General features: G+C 59.6%; 16 protein-coding genes. 12 read left to right on the top strand and 4 right to left on the bottom strand.

Going from position 1 to position 15,678, the window contains the following annotated elements:
- Window positions 1-45 precede the first annotated feature (45 nt).
- The 8 genes from pnuC to AB4O36_RS08510 all read left to right on the top strand — a co-directional run bounded on the left by pnuC (window position 46) and on the right by AB4O36_RS08510 (window position 6,660).
- Window positions 46-609, top strand: coding sequence for a nicotinamide riboside transporter PnuC (gene pnuC, locus AB4O36_RS08545; protein WP_460141469.1), 564 nt, complete (start codon window positions 46-48; stop codon window positions 607-609).
- On the top strand, window positions 606-1,130 hold the full coding sequence (locus AB4O36_RS08540) for an AAA family ATPase (RefSeq protein ID WP_460141468.1): 525 nt from the start codon (window positions 606-608) through the stop codon (window positions 1,128-1,130). The genes pnuC and AB4O36_RS08540 overlap by 4 nt, the downstream gene beginning before the upstream one ends.
- 330 nt (window positions 1,131-1,460) lie before the next feature.
- Window positions 1,461-1,901: a hypothetical protein gene (locus tag AB4O36_RS08535; protein ID WP_460123556.1), complete on the top strand. Its 441-nt coding sequence runs from the start codon at window positions 1,461-1,463 to the stop codon at window positions 1,899-1,901.
- A gap of 1 nt (window position 1,902) precedes the next feature.
- The gene (locus AB4O36_RS08530) at window positions 1,903-2,475 is read left to right on the top strand and encodes an adhesin (RefSeq protein ID WP_460123553.1); all 573 of its coding nucleotides are present in this window, start codon (window positions 1,903-1,905) and stop codon (window positions 2,473-2,475) included.
- Between the two features lie 50 nt (window positions 2,476-2,525).
- Window positions 2,526-3,818 carry a heme utilization protein gene (locus AB4O36_RS08525; RefSeq protein WP_460141467.1) on the top strand — a complete coding sequence of 431 codons (1,293 nt, stop codon included), beginning with the start codon at window positions 2,526-2,528 and terminating at the stop codon, window positions 3,816-3,818.
- A gap of 62 nt (window positions 3,819-3,880) precedes the next feature.
- Window positions 3,881-4,561: a C39 family peptidase gene (locus AB4O36_RS08520; protein ID WP_460123547.1), complete on the top strand. Its 681-nt coding sequence runs from the start codon at window positions 3,881-3,883 to the stop codon at window positions 4,559-4,561.
- A gap of 33 nt (window positions 4,562-4,594) precedes the next feature.
- A complete protein-coding gene (locus AB4O36_RS08515; RefSeq protein WP_460123544.1) occupies window positions 4,595-5,335 on the top strand; it encodes a hypothetical protein in 741 nt (246 codons plus the stop codon).
- 47 nt (window positions 5,336-5,382) lie between these two features.
- Window positions 5,383-6,660, top strand: coding sequence for a coiled-coil domain-containing protein (locus AB4O36_RS08510; RefSeq protein WP_460141466.1), 1,278 nt, complete (start codon window positions 5,383-5,385; stop codon window positions 6,658-6,660).
- Between the two features lie 95 nt (window positions 6,661-6,755).
- On the opposite strand, the gene AB4O36_RS08505 is transcribed toward AB4O36_RS08510, so the two are convergent.
- Window positions 6,756-8,081: a sigma-54 dependent transcriptional regulator gene (locus AB4O36_RS08505; protein WP_460123538.1), complete on the bottom strand. Its 1,326-nt coding sequence runs from the start codon at window positions 8,079-8,081 to the stop codon at window positions 6,756-6,758.
- 341 nt (window positions 8,082-8,422) lie between these two features.
- On the opposite strand from AB4O36_RS08505, the gene AB4O36_RS08500 reads away from it, so the two are divergent.
- The 3 genes from AB4O36_RS08500 to nhaB all read left to right on the top strand — a co-directional run bounded on the left by AB4O36_RS08500 (window position 8,423) and on the right by nhaB (window position 11,838).
- Complete coding sequence (locus AB4O36_RS08500; protein ID WP_460123535.1) at window positions 8,423-8,689, top strand: hypothetical protein; 267 nt, start codon at window positions 8,423-8,425, stop codon at window positions 8,687-8,689.
- A gap of 278 nt (window positions 8,690-8,967) precedes the next feature.
- Entirely contained in the window at window positions 8,968-10,257 is a 1,290-nt protein-coding gene (locus AB4O36_RS08495) for a hypothetical protein (RefSeq protein ID WP_460141465.1), read from the top strand.
- A gap of 78 nt (window positions 10,258-10,335) precedes the next feature.
- Window positions 10,336-11,838, top strand: coding sequence for a sodium/proton antiporter NhaB (gene nhaB / locus AB4O36_RS08490; RefSeq protein ID WP_460141464.1), 1,503 nt, complete (start codon window positions 10,336-10,338; stop codon window positions 11,836-11,838).
- A 49-nt stretch (window positions 11,839-11,887) separates the two neighbouring features.
- On the opposite strand, the gene AB4O36_RS08485 is transcribed toward nhaB, so the two are convergent.
- The 3 genes from AB4O36_RS08485 to gnd are packed head-to-tail and all read right to left on the bottom strand — an operon-like array spanning window position 11,888 to window position 15,206.
- Window positions 11,888-12,709: an HAD family hydrolase gene (locus AB4O36_RS08485; protein ID WP_460141463.1), complete on the bottom strand. Its 822-nt coding sequence runs from the start codon at window positions 12,707-12,709 to the stop codon at window positions 11,888-11,890.
- Window positions 12,706-14,229: a glucose-6-phosphate dehydrogenase gene (zwf, locus tag AB4O36_RS08480; protein ID WP_460123523.1), complete on the bottom strand. Its 1,524-nt coding sequence runs from the start codon at window positions 14,227-14,229 to the stop codon at window positions 12,706-12,708. Before zwf ends, AB4O36_RS08485 begins: the two co-directional genes overlap by 4 nt.
- Entirely contained in the window at window positions 14,226-15,206 is a 981-nt protein-coding gene (gene gnd / locus AB4O36_RS08475) for a phosphogluconate dehydrogenase (NAD(+)-dependent, decarboxylating) (RefSeq protein ID WP_460123520.1), read from the bottom strand. Before gnd ends, zwf begins: the two co-directional genes overlap by 4 nt.
- A 272-nt stretch (window positions 15,207-15,478) precedes the next feature.
- On the opposite strand from gnd, the gene AB4O36_RS08470 reads away from it, so the two are divergent.
- Window positions 15,479-15,661 (top strand): DUF6026 family protein, encoded by a 183-nt coding sequence (locus tag AB4O36_RS08470; protein ID WP_460123517.1) that lies wholly within the window; start codon window positions 15,479-15,481, stop codon window positions 15,659-15,661.
- The last annotated feature ends 17 nt before the right edge of the window (window positions 15,662-15,678 follow it).

The following is a 15,678-nucleotide window of genomic DNA, read 5'->3' as shown; positions in this document are numbered from 1 at the left end:
TGCCGGTACAATCCGCCCCCTCCTCTTTCTCCCCAAGGTTGTTCCATGTCCGGGCTTGAACTGTTCGCCGCCGCCCTCGGCGTGATCGCCGTGTGGCTGACGGTCAGGCAGAACCCGTGGTGCTGGCCCATCGGCCTGGTCATGGTGCTGCTCTACAGCTGGGTCTTCTTCGAGGTGAAGCTGTACTCGGACATGCTGCTTCAAGTGATCTACGCCGGGTTGCAGCTGTATGGCTGGTGGCAATGGACACGGGCGGGCCAGGACCATCGAGGCCGTGATGTCACCCGCCTGGGCACACAAGCCCTGGCCGGGGGCCTGGCGCTCGGCGCTATCGGCAGCCTGCTGTTGGGCGCAGCCATGGCACATTGGACAGACGCCGCCCAGCCATGGCTTGACGCCGCCCTCACCGCCTTCAGCCTGGTGGCACAGGTCTGGATGGCGCAAAAGCGCCTGCAATGCTGGCCCCTGTGGATCGTGCTGGATTGTGTTTTCGTGGGCCTGTTCATCTACAAGGGCATGGTCCTGACTGCTGCGCTATATGGCCTCTTTACCCTCCTGGCCGTTCAAGGCTGGCGCACCTGGCGTAGCGATCCGGTGCTGAATCCATGAAGGTATTAGTGCTCACTGGCCCGGAATCGAGCGGAAAGAGTTGGCTTTCGGGTGAGATTCACGCCAACTTTGGCGGCATATTGGTCGAAGAGTACGTTCGAACCTTTATGGAAAGAAATGCCCGGGAAACCTGCTACGATGACATTGCATCAATAGCACATGGCCAGCTTGCCTGGGAGGACGAAGCACGGGGCCAACGGCCGCCCCTGCTGATTCTCGATACGCACTTGTTGAGCAACATTCTGTGGAGTCGCACCTTGTTTGGCGACTGCCCGGAATGGATCGAGCAAGCCTTGCTGGCGCGGCACTATGACCTGCACTTGCTGCTGAGCCCGGAAAACGTGGAGTGGCATGACGACGGGTTACGGTGCCAGCCGCAATTGACAGAGCGCCAGGCATTTTTCCGGTCGTGCCACCAATGGCTGGACCGGCACCGGCAGCCCTTCCAGGTGTTGCAGGGTGATTGGAGCCAGCGGAAAAACGCTGCATTCGACGCTGTCAGGGACTTGCTCAAGACCTGACCGGCCAAGCCCATCCCAAGAAAAATGTCCATTCCTGAAACACTCGGCAGCGCCACAACCCTTGGAATAGAGAGGTTTCGGCGCTTAAGCCCGAATTTGTTGCATCACTGATACAACCTGCCTCCAACCGCTCTAGTCCGCAATACCGCGCGTATTGACGGGACCTGGACGCGTCTTTGTCTCATCGATGTAACAAATTTTTCCAGCCCTCTCGAACAACTAAATACAACCCTCTGTTTTATAAAGAAAAACAAAATACGGCACAGCTTCTGCTCTCCTCCTCGCATCGCTATTCGGGCCAGCGTTCCAACTACAGAAGGAATTGCCACCGTGGAGAAAGTTGCCGGGACTATTTTCAGCGTTCTGCTCGCTGGATGCGCACTGACATCGCTGGTCAGCCTGCCTGTCCAGGCAGACAACGGCATCATCATTATCAAACGTGACGTGCAGCCTCGCATGGCGACCCGAGCGCCCGTGGCACCCGACCCCAATCCCACGACGGCCAACGCCAACCCTTCCCAGTATGTCCTGCACCAGACCAACGAATTAAGTGACGGTGATTTTGCCGGCGTCGCCAGCGGCGCAGGCATCAGCCAAATGATGAACAACATCGGCAACAACAATCTCGGCGGCAACATCAGCACGCAGAACCAACTGGCCAACCAGGCCGGCGGTCGTGGCACCGGCGCGGGCAACGGCATCGCCAACATGGTCAATTCCAGCGTCCAGCAAGGCATGGGCGCGCTGAAAATCATCACGGGAGACCGTTGAGATGAATCGCACGCTGCTGATGATCGCCATGCTCTGCAGTACATCGACTTTCGCCGGGTCACCAGTGGTGGACACCGCCACTATCGACAACTCGGGTGCCAGTTATTCGGGCAACGTCGGGGTCAACCAGGCCGCCGGCGACCAGCAGCAACAAGCCAATGCCCGGGCTTTCGCCATTGGTCATGATGCCAATGCCACCACGCAGATCCGTCAACGGATCAACACGGTCTACAGCCCCGCAGTCGACGCCAGGGCCAGCATCCAGGGCAACTCTTTCAGCAACGGCAACGGTGCACTGGGCGTGAACCAGAGCGCAGGTGCCGGTACTCAACAAGCCAATGCACTGCGCATCAGCATCGGTGCGCAACCACAAAGTCTCGACGACAGCGTCCTCATGCAACAGAACGTGGCGCTGATCAACAACTCCGGTCCAACTGTCCCTGCATCAGGCTATCGCCAGGTCACCACCAGTGATCAGGCTTTCACCGGTAGCCGTGGGGTGATTCAGTTGAACCAGAGCGCAGGGGTGGGAAACCGAATGGCCAACACCTTCAGCGTACGGATCGCGGACTGATCCGAACAGGTAAAAACAACACTTAACCTAAATAAGTACGGAGAATCACCATGAAACCTTCGATGGCACTCAAGCCTCTGGTTTTCGCAATTGCTGCGCTCATGGCTGTTGCTGTACAAGCTGAACAGGGCGATCGTCGTGGCCACGGTAATGGCCACAACCATACTCCTCCTCCTACGAAAATCCTTGTCTCTGCCACGGCGACGGCGAATGACCGGCAAAGCAGTACCAACAACCGCATCCTCAACGAAGGCACCCAAAACAATGCCGAGATGAGCAGTTCGGCAAGTGGTGCCAGCGGTAACGTGGGTGTCAACGTGGCGGCCGGTAACGGCAACCAACAAGACAACGCGGCTGCCATCGCCAACGCATCCTCGGACTCGAGCCTGGACAACAGCTTCGTATTCGGCAATGCAACGGCTACTGCCCGAGTCAACCAGTACAGCAACAACAACCGCGTCGACAACTACTCCACCACCAACTCCGGGGTGATGAGCGGTTCGGGTAACGGCGGCAGCGGCAACATGGGCATCAACATTGCCGGTGGCGACCTCAACCAACAGAAAAACACTATGGCCATCGCCAACTCCAATTCGCCATTGGGTAGTGCATCGGCCACTGCTTCTGCCGAACAGAGCGGACCTGGCCTGGTTGTGAATAACAAAGCCAATGCCGACCTCGCCGTGGCAACGGTTTCGTTGACCACCACCCTCAGCGGCTCCAAGTCCTTCAACAAAGATGTCAGCGGCAGCGTTGAGAAAAACGCGTCGAGCAACTGGGCAGCCAGTGGCTCCAACGCCTTTGACGCCAGCGGCTCGAAAACCCATGACTCCAGCGGCTCGCAAAGCGCTGATTCCGCCTCCACCAGCGCAGCGTCCATCACTGCCAACCTGACTGCAGGGATTGAAGGATCGCGCTCCGTGACCTGGAACAACGGCAACGGTGATCGCACTCGCAGCGCCAGCGGTAACGCGAACGTGTCGGCTAACCTCGATGCATCCGTCAACACCGAAACCAGTAACACCAGCAACTCTTCGTACGATAACTCGCACGAAACCTCGTTCACCAAGTCGTTCACCTCTTCGTACGACAAATCGGGCGAGACTTCGTCCTCTTCGTCGAAAGATTTTGCGAAGAGCTACAGCGAAAGCAGCGCGTTTGAGCTGAGCAACACCGTGTCCTATCAAGTACTCACTCAAGTGGGCTGGCTTAACCCTGTCACCAACACCGCAACCCTGAGCGGTTCGGTGAATGGCGGCAGCGGCAACCTGGGCGTGAACGTGGCGGCTGGCGTGGGCAACCAACAAAGCAACTCGTTGGCCATCTCCAACCAATCGTTCTAACTGCTGTGACTGGAGGCCCCCGTACGGGGGCCTTTCTCAACGCAACCAGAAGGCGCGACACCATGCGCATTATCGCCTTGGCTGTTTTGCTGTGCGTGACGGGTGTGATCGAGGCGGCTCAAATGCCGCTTTCTGTCTTACCGGGCGGTGCGGTGGTCTACAAGCCGATCCAGAGTATCCGCGAGCGCAAGTTTGTTGACCTGGTGCAACAGAAAACCGACTTCAGTTGTGGCGCAGCCGCACTGGCCACCATTTTGCGCCAGGCTTATTGGCTGGACGTGAGTGAAGATCAGATCATCGAAGGCATGCTGGCCCACGCCGACCAGAACCTGGTGCGCACCCAGGGCTTTTCCATGCTCGACATGAAGAAATACGTGGAAAGCCTCGGCATGCGAGCCCGCGGTTATCGCGTGGCACCGGAGACGCTCAACGACATCAAGATACCCGTCGTGGTGTTGATGGATGTTCGTGGCTACAAGCACTTCGTGGTGTTGCAAAGAGTCAACCGGGGCTGGGTCTACGTCGGAGACCCGGTACTGGGCCACAAACGTTACAAAGTGGATGACTTTGTCAAAGGCTGGAACGGCATCATTTTCGCCGTCATCGGCCAGGGTTATGACAAGGACAACGCACTGCTTGACCCGCCTGTGCCTTTGACCGCCAAGAATCGCATCAATGAATTCGCACCGGTCAAGGACGCAGAGCTCATGGATTTCGGCTTCATTCGAAGTGACTTCTTCTAAGAATAAAGGGGCACGACGCTCCGGGAGCATTCAATGAAAACTCCAACCTGGCTAGCTGTGGTTTGCATGGCCGCTAGCCTGCCGATCCACGCAGAAATATTCAAACCCATCGAACTGAAGGATTCAGAATTGGCGAGCCTTCGCGGCCGCTACGTCATGCCGGGACGGATCGTCAGTTTCGGCATTGTCATGACCAGCGTCTGGCAAAACGCCAACGGCTCGACCATCGGTGCCACCACAACGATGCAAGTGCAACAAAACACCATCAAGCCTCAGTTCTACGTGTCGATGATCAACGACACCGGGACTGGCAACTCAAGTGCGCAAGGCACCGGCAGCGTGACAGGCGGTGGTGGACTGAACAGCACCAACGGCGTCACCCAGGTGGTGCGCGCCGCCGGCGACAACAACACCGCCTACAACGATGTGGGCATCAATGTCACACGGGGTAACCAGGCGACGACGACACAACCACAGGGCGAGGTATTGGCTTCTGGCTCGACACTGTATGGCAGCAACGAAGCGGGAGCGATGAGCGTCTCAGCGACCGGTAATGGAGTGCAACTCAACATCGCGGCCAACCACAACCAGGGCAGCACCATGCAGCGCCTGGCCCAGGGTGGGCTGATGCAGAACACGACGTTGCTGGGTGCTGGCAACCAGGTCCGCAACATCACGTCGCTCAACGTCGTGCTACGGGATAACGTGCCATCAGGCGCGGCGCTGACCGGCAATCTGGACCAGCTCAAAGGCCTTCGCACTATCGGTTTTTGATCTACGCTCAGTCTCATCAGATGCAGTCAGAAGGGACGGCTAAACCCATGCACCGATCTTCAACGTTAAAAGTTGTCGTTTGTCTGAGCAGCCTGGCTCCGGCCACCCTGTTATATGCCGCCCCGGACCCCCAGGTGGAAATCCTAAAACAAGAACTCATGGAGCTGAAGCAACGTTACGAAGCACAACAGAACGCGCTGATGGTCCTTGAGCAGCGCGTTCGCCAAGTCGAAGAAACGCCGGCAGCACCCGCGCCCAAACGCCTGACCAAATCCCCCGCCGACCCGGTCAAGGGCCAGACAGTGGCCAGCGGCGCACCGGGCGCTACCGGCAGTTCGTATGGCCAGTCGCTGCAAGATGATTCGCAACCGGCGCAAAGCGTTTCCAACCTGTACGACGAAGCCAGCGGCTTCTTCGGTGGCGGCAAGTTCAGCGTCGAGACCGGCCTGACTTACACCCACTACGATACCCGTGCGTTGACGCTCAACGGTTTCCTGGCACTGGACTCGATTTTCCTGGGCAACATCAACCTGGACCGGATCAAGGCGGACAACTGGACCCTGGACCTGACCGCTCGCTACAACGTGGCACAGCGTTGGCAGTTCGACATCAACGTACCCGTGGTCTATCGCGAATCGACGTACTCCTCAGGCGGCGCAGGTGGCGCCGGCCCGGTCACGTCAGACGCCACCGTCACCCGCGACCCGGCCATTGGCGATGTGAACGTGGGCGTGGCCTACAAGTTTCTCGATGAAACGGCCGACCTGCCTGACGCGGTCTTCACCCTGCGTGTCAAGGCGCCCACCGGCAAGGACCCTTACGGCATCAAACTGGTGGAAGACCCGAACAACGACAACCTCGCGGTGCCCGAATCCCTGCCTACCGGCAACGGTGTCTGGGCGATTACCCCGGGTATCTCGCTGGTCAAGACCTACGACCCTGCCGTGCTGTTTGGCACCCTGGCCTACACCTACAACGTGCAGGATTCGTTCAGCGACATCAGCCCGCAGGTGGGCTCCAAGGTCAAGGGCGACGTGAAGCTGGGTGACTCCTGGCAAGTCGGCGCCGGTATCGCCTTCGCCCTGAACGAGAAGATGAGCATGTCGTTCTCCTTCACCGACCAGTTTGCCCGCAAGAGCAAGATCAAACCGGATGGCGGGGACTGGCAGTCCATCACCAACAGCGACTACAACTCGGCCAACTTCAACATTGGCATGACGTTGGCCGCGACCGACAACCTCACAATCGTGCCGCAACTGGCCATCGGCTTGACCGAAGATGCGCCGGACTTCTCCTTCAGCCTGAAATTCCCCTATTACTTTTAGGGGCAGCTACAAGCTGCAAGCCGCAAGCCGCAAGCTTGTAGCTTGTAGCTTGTAGCTTGTAGCTTGTAGCTTGTAGCTTGTAGCTCGCAGCCGCCTCATCGAATCTGATGTTTGTGCAACAACCGGTAGAAAGTCGGCCGGGAAATGCCCAGCACCTTGGCGGCAATGCTCAGGTTATCGCTGTGGCGGTTGAGGACATCGCACAAGGCCTGGCGCTCTGCCCGCAGCTTGTAGTCTTCCAGCGTGCTCATGGGCGCGGCGACGCCTGGATGACTGATCAGGCCCAGGTCCCGTGCCTCGATCTGCCGGCCTTCGGCCAACACCAGCCCGCGGCGCACCCGGTTGGCCAGTTCGCGAACATTGCCCGGCCAGTCATGATGTCCCATGGCAATCAACGCATCTTCACTGAAACTACGGGGCCGGCGACCGGTTTCATGGCTGTAGAAGTGTGAAAAGTGATTGGCCAGCATCGCGAGGTCACCATTGCGCTCGCGCAGTGGCGCGGTCACCACCTGCAATACGTTGAGGCGGTAGTACAGATCCTCGCGAAAACGTTGCTTGCCGATCGCAACCTCCAGATCGACGTGGGTCGCTGCCAGGACCCGCACATCCACTGGAATAGGTTGACTGCCCCCTACCCGCTCGATTTGTTTTTCCTGAAGAAAACGCAACAGGCTGGCTTGCAGCTCTGGCGGCAAGTCGCCAATTTCGTCAAGGAACAGCGTACCGCCATTGGCCGCCTCGATCCGCCCGATCTTGCGTTGATGGGCGCCGGTAAACGCGCCCTTCTCGTGACCAAACAGTTCGGACTGGATCAAGTGCTCGGGTATGGCGCCGCAATTGATCGCAATAAAGGGTTTGTTGTGGCGCTGGGATTGACGGTGCAGCGTGCGGGCCACCAGCTCTTTGCCGGTTCCGCTTTCGCCGCGAATCAGGACGGGCGATTCGGTGGGCGCCAGCTTGCTCAGCAGCTTGCGCAGCTCGCGAATGGACTTGCTGTCACCGAGCAGCTCGTGTTCGGGCTGCTCGACGTGAACCGCGCCCTGGCCACGCAGGCGCGCCATGCCAAACGCCCGCCCCAGTGTGACCTGAACCCTGGAGACATCGAACGGCAACGTGTGGAAGTCGAAAAACCATTCACAAACAAAATCCCCGACATTCTGTAGCCGCAACATGTCCTGTTTAAGTACGGCTATCCACTCGGCGCCACTGCGGCTGATCAGTTCCTTGACGGCCTCGGGACTTTCCAGATGAAACGGCTGCAAACGCAGCAGGCCGACGTCGCAGGTTCGGTCGGCGGCATTCTCCAGGCTGCAACTGTCGACGTCCCAACCGATGGAGCGCAAACCTGGCAACAGACGATGACAATCGTCGCACGGGTCCACCACTAATAGACGTCTCGACGCGGGCGCTTCACTCATGACTATTCCTTGGCGCCAAATCAGAGGAATTTTATTAAAAACAGCCATTTGGCAAGCCCGACTGTAACGTTAGCAAGAATTTGACGGGGGCCTGGACCGTCTGTCTAAAGGTTTTCAATCTGCGTTTATAAGCGGCGTAGTCCGTTAGTTCATCTGCGAGCCAAACCTTTCGTTGAGCTTTCAAAAACTGTCGTGCTATTGAGCCAGGACAAAAAAAACGTAATTTCTTTTAATAAAATGTGACCCACATGCTGCCAGCAGGCATCAGTACAAGTAACCAGCCGGACGGTACGCCCAACCGACGGCACATCACTTGATTGGGCATATAGAGAGAAGACCCCATGACAGCCCCGCTCCGTATCAACGAAGCTCTTTTGATTGCCGACCGCGCGTTCAAGCCATTCCAATGCGTGGCCTGGGCTCCACAAGACGGCAACGGTGAACTCAGCCTGACCGTCATCGACCGTACCAACAATCGCATCGGCCGCACGCAGATCCCAAGTAGCGCCTACACCGACCCCGCGCAACTTGAGCATGTTCTGGAAGAAGCCCGCAAAGAGCTGAGCCAGGAAGGTTATGCACTTCAATCGTGGTCGATGCCGCACTAAGTGAGCTGCGGATTACTTTCAAGTAATCCGCCCCCTCCCCCATCGTTAGTTTGTTGGCCTTTCGCGCCAACAACACTTTCGATCGTGTTTCATCCGAACTTTCACACGCCCGTTTGTTTACCTGGCTTATGAGTGGTTCGAAAAGTCATTGTTCTGGCACACAGCGACCCTCCGCCTGTTAGTTCTGTCAGTTGTGCATCGGGCCATTCAGGCGTTGAATGTTTCCCCAGTCGCCAACCCCCGTCCTGGATCCCGACGACTCGCAAGGAGATGCGTGCATGTCAATCCAGACCGCCTTTGCCTTACCCCCGCCGCAGACCAAAGCGGGCGAGCTTGATAAGCGCTTCGCCGGCACCGGCGTCACTCAGGTCTACTTCGCCGACAGCCTCAGCAGCATGACCAACGGCATTGCCATCGATTCAATGGGACGTCTGCTGATCGCGGCCAAGGTCGGCACAACGAGGGGCAGCCGCTTTGGTTTGGCCCGACTGCTGGAAGACGGCTCGGCAGACCTGGAATTCGGTGAACAGGGCAGCATCATCAGCCAGTTCGAACCGGGCTTCGAAGCCATGGCCGGCAACGTTCAGGTGCTCGCCGATGGCCACATTCTGTTGGCTGGCCTGCACTATGAAGACGCCAACCACACGCTCCCGGCCCTGGCGCTGTTCGACCCGAGCGGCAAACCGGTGCAATCCTTTGCCAACAATGGCCGCTGTGTCGTCCGCCTGCCGGGTAATCTTGCCCGGGGCGCACGCGACACCTGGTTGCCACCGGGCGTGCCCGGCGCCGAAGCCTGTGATGCGCAGGTCCAGGCAGACGGCAAGATCCTGTTACTGGCCAATCATCATTTTGAACAGGCCGATCATGTCGGCCTGTTGATTCGCCTCAATGCCGATGGCTCAGCGGACGAGACCTTCAATAGGCGCGGCTTCGTCCTGGTCAGGCACCTGCTGATGAACACCTGGCTCGGCACGCTGATGGTGCAACGCGACGGCCGGATTCTGGTGGGCGGTTCGATCAATTTCCCCGAAGAAGGCTTGCTCGCGCGTTATCACAGCGACGGCACCCTTGATGACCACTTTGCCGTGGATGGTTTCATGAGCTTCATGGCCCAGGGGCGCCGCGTCCAGGTCAGCCAGATCGTCCAGCACGAAAACGGCGACTTGCGCTGCTTTGGCACCAGCCGCGACCCGATGCATTGCCTGGCCCTGAAGCTTCACCCCAATGGCCGACCGGACGTGCACGATAACGACGGTCAACCACGGTTGCTGGCGGTGGGTCGCAACGGCTGTCAGTGGACCGCCGCAAAAGCCCTGGCGGACGGCAGCGTATTAACCGCCGGCGCCACCAACGGAGGGATCGAAGGCGATTTCATGTTGGCGCGGCACCTGCCTGACGGGCAACTCGATGAGCGCTTCGGCGACGGCCTCGGCTGGGTCCGTACCCGCCTGAGCAGAGGCCCGGACACCGCGACTTCGCTGGCCGTGCAGGCCGATGGCAACATTGTCGTGGGGGGCTATTCGCTCGACGGCAACTACCGGGCGATGGTCGCGCGATATCAAGGATAACGACTCCGAACTTTCCTACGCTTGATCTTGCCTTCGGCTTGCGGCAACTTGCGCGCTTCTAAATAAAAGGAGCCGCCAATGTCCGGATCAATGGCCCAGGCGTTCGCGCACAATTTCCTCGGCAACTCGCCTCGCTGGTACAAAGTCACCATCATCGGCTTTCTGCTGCTCAATGCCGTGGTGCTGTGGACCGTCGGCCCGGTGGCGGCCGGTTGGCTATTGGTGCTGGAATTCATCTTCACCCTGGCCATGGCGCTCAAGTGCTACCCGCTGATGCCTGGCGGTCTCTTGCTGGTCGAGGCGCTGCTGCTGAAGATGACTACGCCCCAGGCGCTCTACCTGGAATTGCAGCACAACTTCCCGGTGATCCTGCTGCTGATGTTCATGGTGGCGGGCATTTACTTCATGAAAGACCTGCTGCTGTTCCTGTTTTCGCGCCTGCTGCTCGGGGTCCGTTCCAAGCCGATGCTGGCGCTGATGTTCTGTTTTCTGTCGGCCTTTCTTTCGGCCTTTCTCGATGCCCTCACCGTGACGGCCGTGATCATCAGCGCCGCAGTGGGCTTCTACTCGGTGTATCACCGGGTGGCCTCGGGCAAAGATCCGCGCCAGGACACCGAGTTCAGCGACGACCAACATTTGCCCAAGCTCAGCCTCGATGATCTCGAACAGTTCCGCGCCTTCCTGCGCAGCCTGCTGATGCACGGTGCTGTCGGGACGGCACTGGGCGGTGTGTGCACCCTGGTCGGCGAGCCGCAGAACCTGTTGATCGGCCACGAGATGGGCTGGAATTTCACCGAGTTCTTTCTGAAAATCGCCCCGGTTTCCCTGCCCGTGCTGACGGCGGGCCTGGTGACCTGCGTATTGCTGGAGAAACTGCGCCTGTTCGGCTACGGCACGCTGCTGCCAGACAACGTACGCACCGTGCTGGCCAACTACGCAGGCGAAGACGATGCCGGCCGCACGGCACGCCAGCGCGCGGCGCTGATCGTGCAGGGCGCGGCCGCGCTGATCCTGATCGCCAGCCTGGCCTTTCACATTGCCGAGGTCGGCCTGATCGGCCTGATGGTGATCGTGTTGATCACTGCATTCACTGGCATCACGGACGAACATCGCCTGGGCAGCGCTTTCAAGGACGCCATGCCGTTCACTTCGCTGCTGGTGGTGTTCTTTGCCGTGGTGGCGGTGATTCACGATCAGCAGTTGTTCACGCCGCTGATCCAGTGGGTGCTTGCACTGCCGGCCGATCAGCAACCAGGCATGCTGTTCATTGCCAACGGCTTGCTGTCAGCCATCAGCGACAACGTGTTCGTGGCGACCATCTACATCACCGAAGTCAAACAGGCGTTCGTCTCCGGACATATCAGCCGCGAGCATTTCGACACCCTGGCGATTGCCATCAACACCGGCACCAACCTGCCAAGCGTGGCCACACCCAACGGCCAGGCGGCGTTCCTGTTCCTGCTGACCTCGGCGATCGCCCCGCTGATTCGCCTGTCGTATGGGCGCATGGTGTGGATGGCGTTGCCGTATACGGTGGTGATGGGGGTATTGGGGTGGTATGCGGTGAGTTATTGGTTGTAGACATCCATCAAACATTGGATGCAAACCCTGTGGGAGCGAGTGTCGGTACCTATCCTGGAAGGATATACCGCTCGATCGCCTGCGCTGCGCCGTCTTCGGTGTTGGCCCCGGTCACCACATCCGCCTGGCGCTTGACCGCCTCCTCTGCCTGCCCCATGGCAATCGACAGCCCGGCACGATGGAACATCGCCGGGTCATTGCCGCCGTCGCCCATGGCGGCGGTCTGTGCCAGCGGCACGCCGAGAAATTCGGCCAGGGTCGCCAGCGCGTCGCCCTTGTTGGCCTGCATCGCGGTCACATCCAGGTAGACCGGCTGCGAGCGCGACACTTGCGCCTGGCCCTCGACTTTGGGCAGCAATTGCGCCTCCAGTTCGATCAGCCGCTGCGTGTTGTGGCTGGCGGCGACAATTTTGTCGATGTGTTGCAGGTACGGCTCGAAACTGTCCACGACCACAGGCGCATACCCCAGGCCATGCTGCTCCCTCGGCACCATCGGGCCATTCGGGTCTTTCAGCAGCCAGTCACCGCCGCTGAACACCCAGACCTCGATGTCCGGCAGGTCGGCAAACTGAGTCAGCGCGGTCAGCGCCGCCGTGGCCGGCAGGTAATGCGCGACCAGCAGGCTGCCGTCGGGATGAACGATGGTTCCACCATTGAACGCCGCGGTCGGCAAGTCGACGCCCAGGGCTTCGATCTGCTGCAACATGGCTTTGGGTGGACGCCCGGTGGCCAGGCTGAACAACACGCCGGCCTCGCGCAATGAGCGAACGGCTTCAATGGTGCGCTGGCTCAGGCTGTGATCGGGCAGCAACAGCGTGCCGTCCATGTCACTGAGCAGAAAGCGGATGGGTTGCAACGCCGCGTCACTCATCCCAGGCCGTGCCAGACGCGGCCATCGCGGGTCAGCAGGTCCTCGGCGGCAATCGGCCCGTCTTCACCCGCGGCATAGCCCTGCACGCTCGCGTCCTCTTGCCAGGCGTCGAGGAACGGCTGCACGGCACGCCAACCGTTTTCGATGTTGTCGGCACGCTGGAACAGGGTTTGATCGCCCGTCAGGCAATCGTAGATCAGGGTTTCGTAGCCGGTGGACGGCTGCATTTCGAAGAAATCCTTGTAGGCAAACCCCAGTTCGATGTTGGCCATCTTCAACGCCGGCCCCGGACGCTTCGCCAACAGGTCGAACCACATGCCCTCGTTGGGCTGAATCTGAATCCGCAGGTAGGTCGGTTGCAGCTCATCGACCTCGGTATCGCGGAACTGCGCGTAAGGCGCCGGCTTGAAGCAGATGACAATCTCGGTATCGCGCACGCTCATGCGCTTGCCGGTGCGCAGGTAGAACGGCACGCCCACCCAACGCCAGTTGTCGATCATGACCTTGAGCGCCACGTAAGTTTCGGTGGTGCTGTCGGCAGCTACGTTGTTTTCCTGGCGATAGCCGGGCAACGACTTGCCGTCGACTTCGCCTGCGGTGTACTGGCCGCGTACCGAATTGGCCCGCGCCTCCTCCGTGGACCAGGGCCGAATGGCCCCCACCACCTTGGCTTTCTCACCGCGCACCGCATCGGCGCCAAAGGCAGCCGGTGGCTCCATCGCCACCATCGCCAGCAACTGGAACAGGTGATTGGGCACCATGTCCCGCAGAGCGCCGGTGTGCTCGTAAAAACTGCCACGGGTTTCCACACCGACGGTTTCGGCGGCGGTGATCTGCACGTGGTCGATGTAATGATTGTTCCAGAACGCTTCGAACAGACTGTTGGAGAACCGGCTGATCAGGATGTTCTGCACGGTTTCCTTGCCCAGGTAATGATCGATCCGGTAGATCTGGTTTTCCGTCATCACCTTGAGCAGGCAGGCGTTCAGCCCTTGCGCAGTGGGCAGATCGGAACCGAACGGTTTCTCGATCACCACCCGCCTGAAGGCCTCCGGGGTTTCCACCAGCAAACCGGCGGCCCCCAGGCGGCGCACCACTTCGCTGAAGAAACGCGGCGCGGTGGCCAGGTAGAAGACGGCGTTACCGGTGCCGCTGGCGGCGATTTTCGCCGCCAGCGCCTGATACGTGCTGTCGTCCAGGAAATCGCCCTGCACGTAGCTGATACCCTTGGCCAGCTTGGCCCACAGTAGTGGATCAAGGGCCTGATCACCATTACCGACCTTGCTCGCCACTTCGGCCCGGATGAAATCTTCGAGCTTCTGCGCAAAGGCTTCATCGGTAACGGCGTTGTGGTCAACGCCAACGATCCGCAATCCTTCCCCCAGCAAACCGTCACGACTCAGGTTGTACAGCGCCGGCATCAGCAAGCGCTTGACCAGGTCACCGTGGGCACCGAACAGGAACAACGTGGTCGGCGGTGCAGGTTCTGCCTTGGATTTATTGCGGATCAGTCGGGTCATTTTTTCGAAGTCTCCACGTGGCCACCGAAGCCAAAGCGCTGGGCCGAGAGGATCTTGTCACCGAAGGTGCCTTGCCCGCGCGAACGGTAGCGAGCGAACAGCGAGTTGGACAGCACCGGCACCGGCACGGCTTGTTCCATGGCGGCTTCGATGGTCCATTGACCTTCGCCGCTATCGGCCACGGACCCCGAGAAACCGTCGAGTTTCGGATCGGCCGCGAGGGCATCGGCGGTCAGGTCGAGCAGCCACGAGGACACAACGCTGCCACGACGCCAGACTTCGGCGATGTCGGCCACGTTCAGGTCGAAGCGCTGGTCCTCTGGCAGGTGGGTGCTGGACTTGGTCTTGAGGATGTCAAAACCCTCGGCGAAGGCCTGCATCATGCCGTACTCGATGCCGTTGTGGATCATCTTGACGAAGTGCCCGGCACCCGCAGGGCCAGCGTGGATGTAGCCGCGCTCCGCACGGTCGTCATCGGATTGGCGGTCCTTGGTACGAGGGATGTCGCCCATGCCGGGCGCCAGGGCGGCGAACAACGGGTCCAGGCGTCGCACGGTCTCGGCGTCGCCACCGATCATCATGCAATAGCCTCGCTCGAGGCCCCAGACGCCGCCGGAGGTGCCAACGTCGATGTAGTGCAGGCCTTTCTCCGCCAGGGTCTTGCCCCGACGGATGTCGTCCTTATAGAAGGTGTTGCCGCCATCGATGATGGTATCGCCCGGCTCAAGCAAGGTGCTCAAGGTGTCGATGGTGTCTTCGGTCGGTGCGCCGGCTGGCAGCATCACCCAGACAGCGCGAGGTTTGGAAAGTCCCGCCACCAGCGCCGGCAGGTCGGCCGCGCCTTGCGCGCCCTCGGCCACAAGCGTTTCGATGAAGGCAGTATTGCGGTCAAATACAACGGTGGAGTGCCCGTTGAGCATCAGGCGCCGTGCAATATTGCCGCCCATGCGGCCCAGTCCAATAATCCCGAGTTGCATGTGCTGATGCTCCCTACTACAAATAAAAGTGTGTCAATGGTTATAGCCCAACGCGACTAATGGGGGTTAGTCCAGAGCGTCGGCATGAAGTTTCCGGGCATTGTGCCCGATCTCGATGGATAACGTCGGGAAACGTTCCGGAGACACAGCGACAGTGAAAAATAAAAAAGTTCCATTCCCAGGCAAAAGAAATCAAAATCGGCGCCGATAGTAGAACTGCACCCGATGGCGGGGCAGATCTACAGTTGAGACAGCCATTTGCGAGGTGAGCAATGGGCACAGTACAAACAGCACGGCCAGCACAAACCCTTTACGTCACGATCCGCCGCGATGAATTGCGCCAGTTGAAAGACGAACGCGACCAGTTAAAGCAGGAAGTCGAACAATTGCGCCTGCTGACGCAAGGTCTCCAGGCTCACTCGAAGCCGGTTACCCTGCGCGCCCCTCACGCCTGACCCCTCCCCGCCTCGGA

It is taken from the genome of Pseudomonas sp. S2_E01 (genome assembly GCF_054668365.1).
The sequence above is the reverse complement of the archived record's forward strand: the minus strand, read 5'-3'. Positions and strand labels throughout refer to the sequence as shown.

What these genes read in the sequence shown, in the direction of transcription:
- AB4O36_RS08520 (WP_460123547.1), top strand. Translation starts at nt 3,881, where the DNA reads ATGCGCATTATCGCCTTGGCTGTTTTGCTGTGCGTGACGGGTGTGATC.
- gnd (WP_460123520.1), bottom strand. Translation starts at nt 15,206, where the DNA reads ATGCAACTCGGGATTATTGGACTGGGCCGCATGGGCGGCAATATTGCA.
- AB4O36_RS08515 (WP_460123544.1), top strand. Translation starts at nt 4,595, where the DNA reads ATGAAAACTCCAACCTGGCTAGCTGTGGTTTGCATGGCCGCTAGCCTG.
- AB4O36_RS08500 (WP_460123535.1), top strand. Translation starts at nt 8,423, where the DNA reads ATGACAGCCCCGCTCCGTATCAACGAAGCTCTTTTGATTGCCGACCGC.
- AB4O36_RS08510 (WP_460141466.1), top strand. Translation starts at nt 5,383, where the DNA reads ATGCACCGATCTTCAACGTTAAAAGTTGTCGTTTGTCTGAGCAGCCTG.
- nhaB (WP_460141464.1), top strand. Translation starts at nt 10,336, where the DNA reads ATGTCCGGATCAATGGCCCAGGCGTTCGCGCACAATTTCCTCGGCAAC.
- AB4O36_RS08485 (WP_460141463.1), bottom strand. Translation starts at nt 12,709, where the DNA reads ATGAGTGACGCGGCGTTGCAACCCATCCGCTTTCTGCTCAGTGACATG.
- AB4O36_RS08540 (WP_460141468.1), top strand. Translation starts at nt 606, where the DNA reads ATGAAGGTATTAGTGCTCACTGGCCCGGAATCGAGCGGAAAGAGTTGG.
- zwf (WP_460123523.1), bottom strand. Translation starts at nt 14,229, where the DNA reads ATGACCCGACTGATCCGCAATAAATCCAAGGCAGAACCTGCACCGCCG.
- pnuC (WP_460141469.1), top strand. Translation starts at nt 46, where the DNA reads ATGTCCGGGCTTGAACTGTTCGCCGCCGCCCTCGGCGTGATCGCCGTG.
- AB4O36_RS08525 (WP_460141467.1), top strand. Translation starts at nt 2,526, where the DNA reads ATGAAACCTTCGATGGCACTCAAGCCTCTGGTTTTCGCAATTGCTGCG.
- AB4O36_RS08495 (WP_460141465.1), top strand. Translation starts at nt 8,968, where the DNA reads ATGTCAATCCAGACCGCCTTTGCCTTACCCCCGCCGCAGACCAAAGCG.
- AB4O36_RS08470 (WP_460123517.1), top strand. Translation starts at nt 15,479, where the DNA reads ATGGGCACAGTACAAACAGCACGGCCAGCACAAACCCTTTACGTCACG.
- AB4O36_RS08530 (WP_460123553.1), top strand. Translation starts at nt 1,903, where the DNA reads ATGAATCGCACGCTGCTGATGATCGCCATGCTCTGCAGTACATCGACT.
- AB4O36_RS08505 (WP_460123538.1), bottom strand. Translation starts at nt 8,081, where the DNA reads ATGAGTGAAGCGCCCGCGTCGAGACGTCTATTAGTGGTGGACCCGTGC.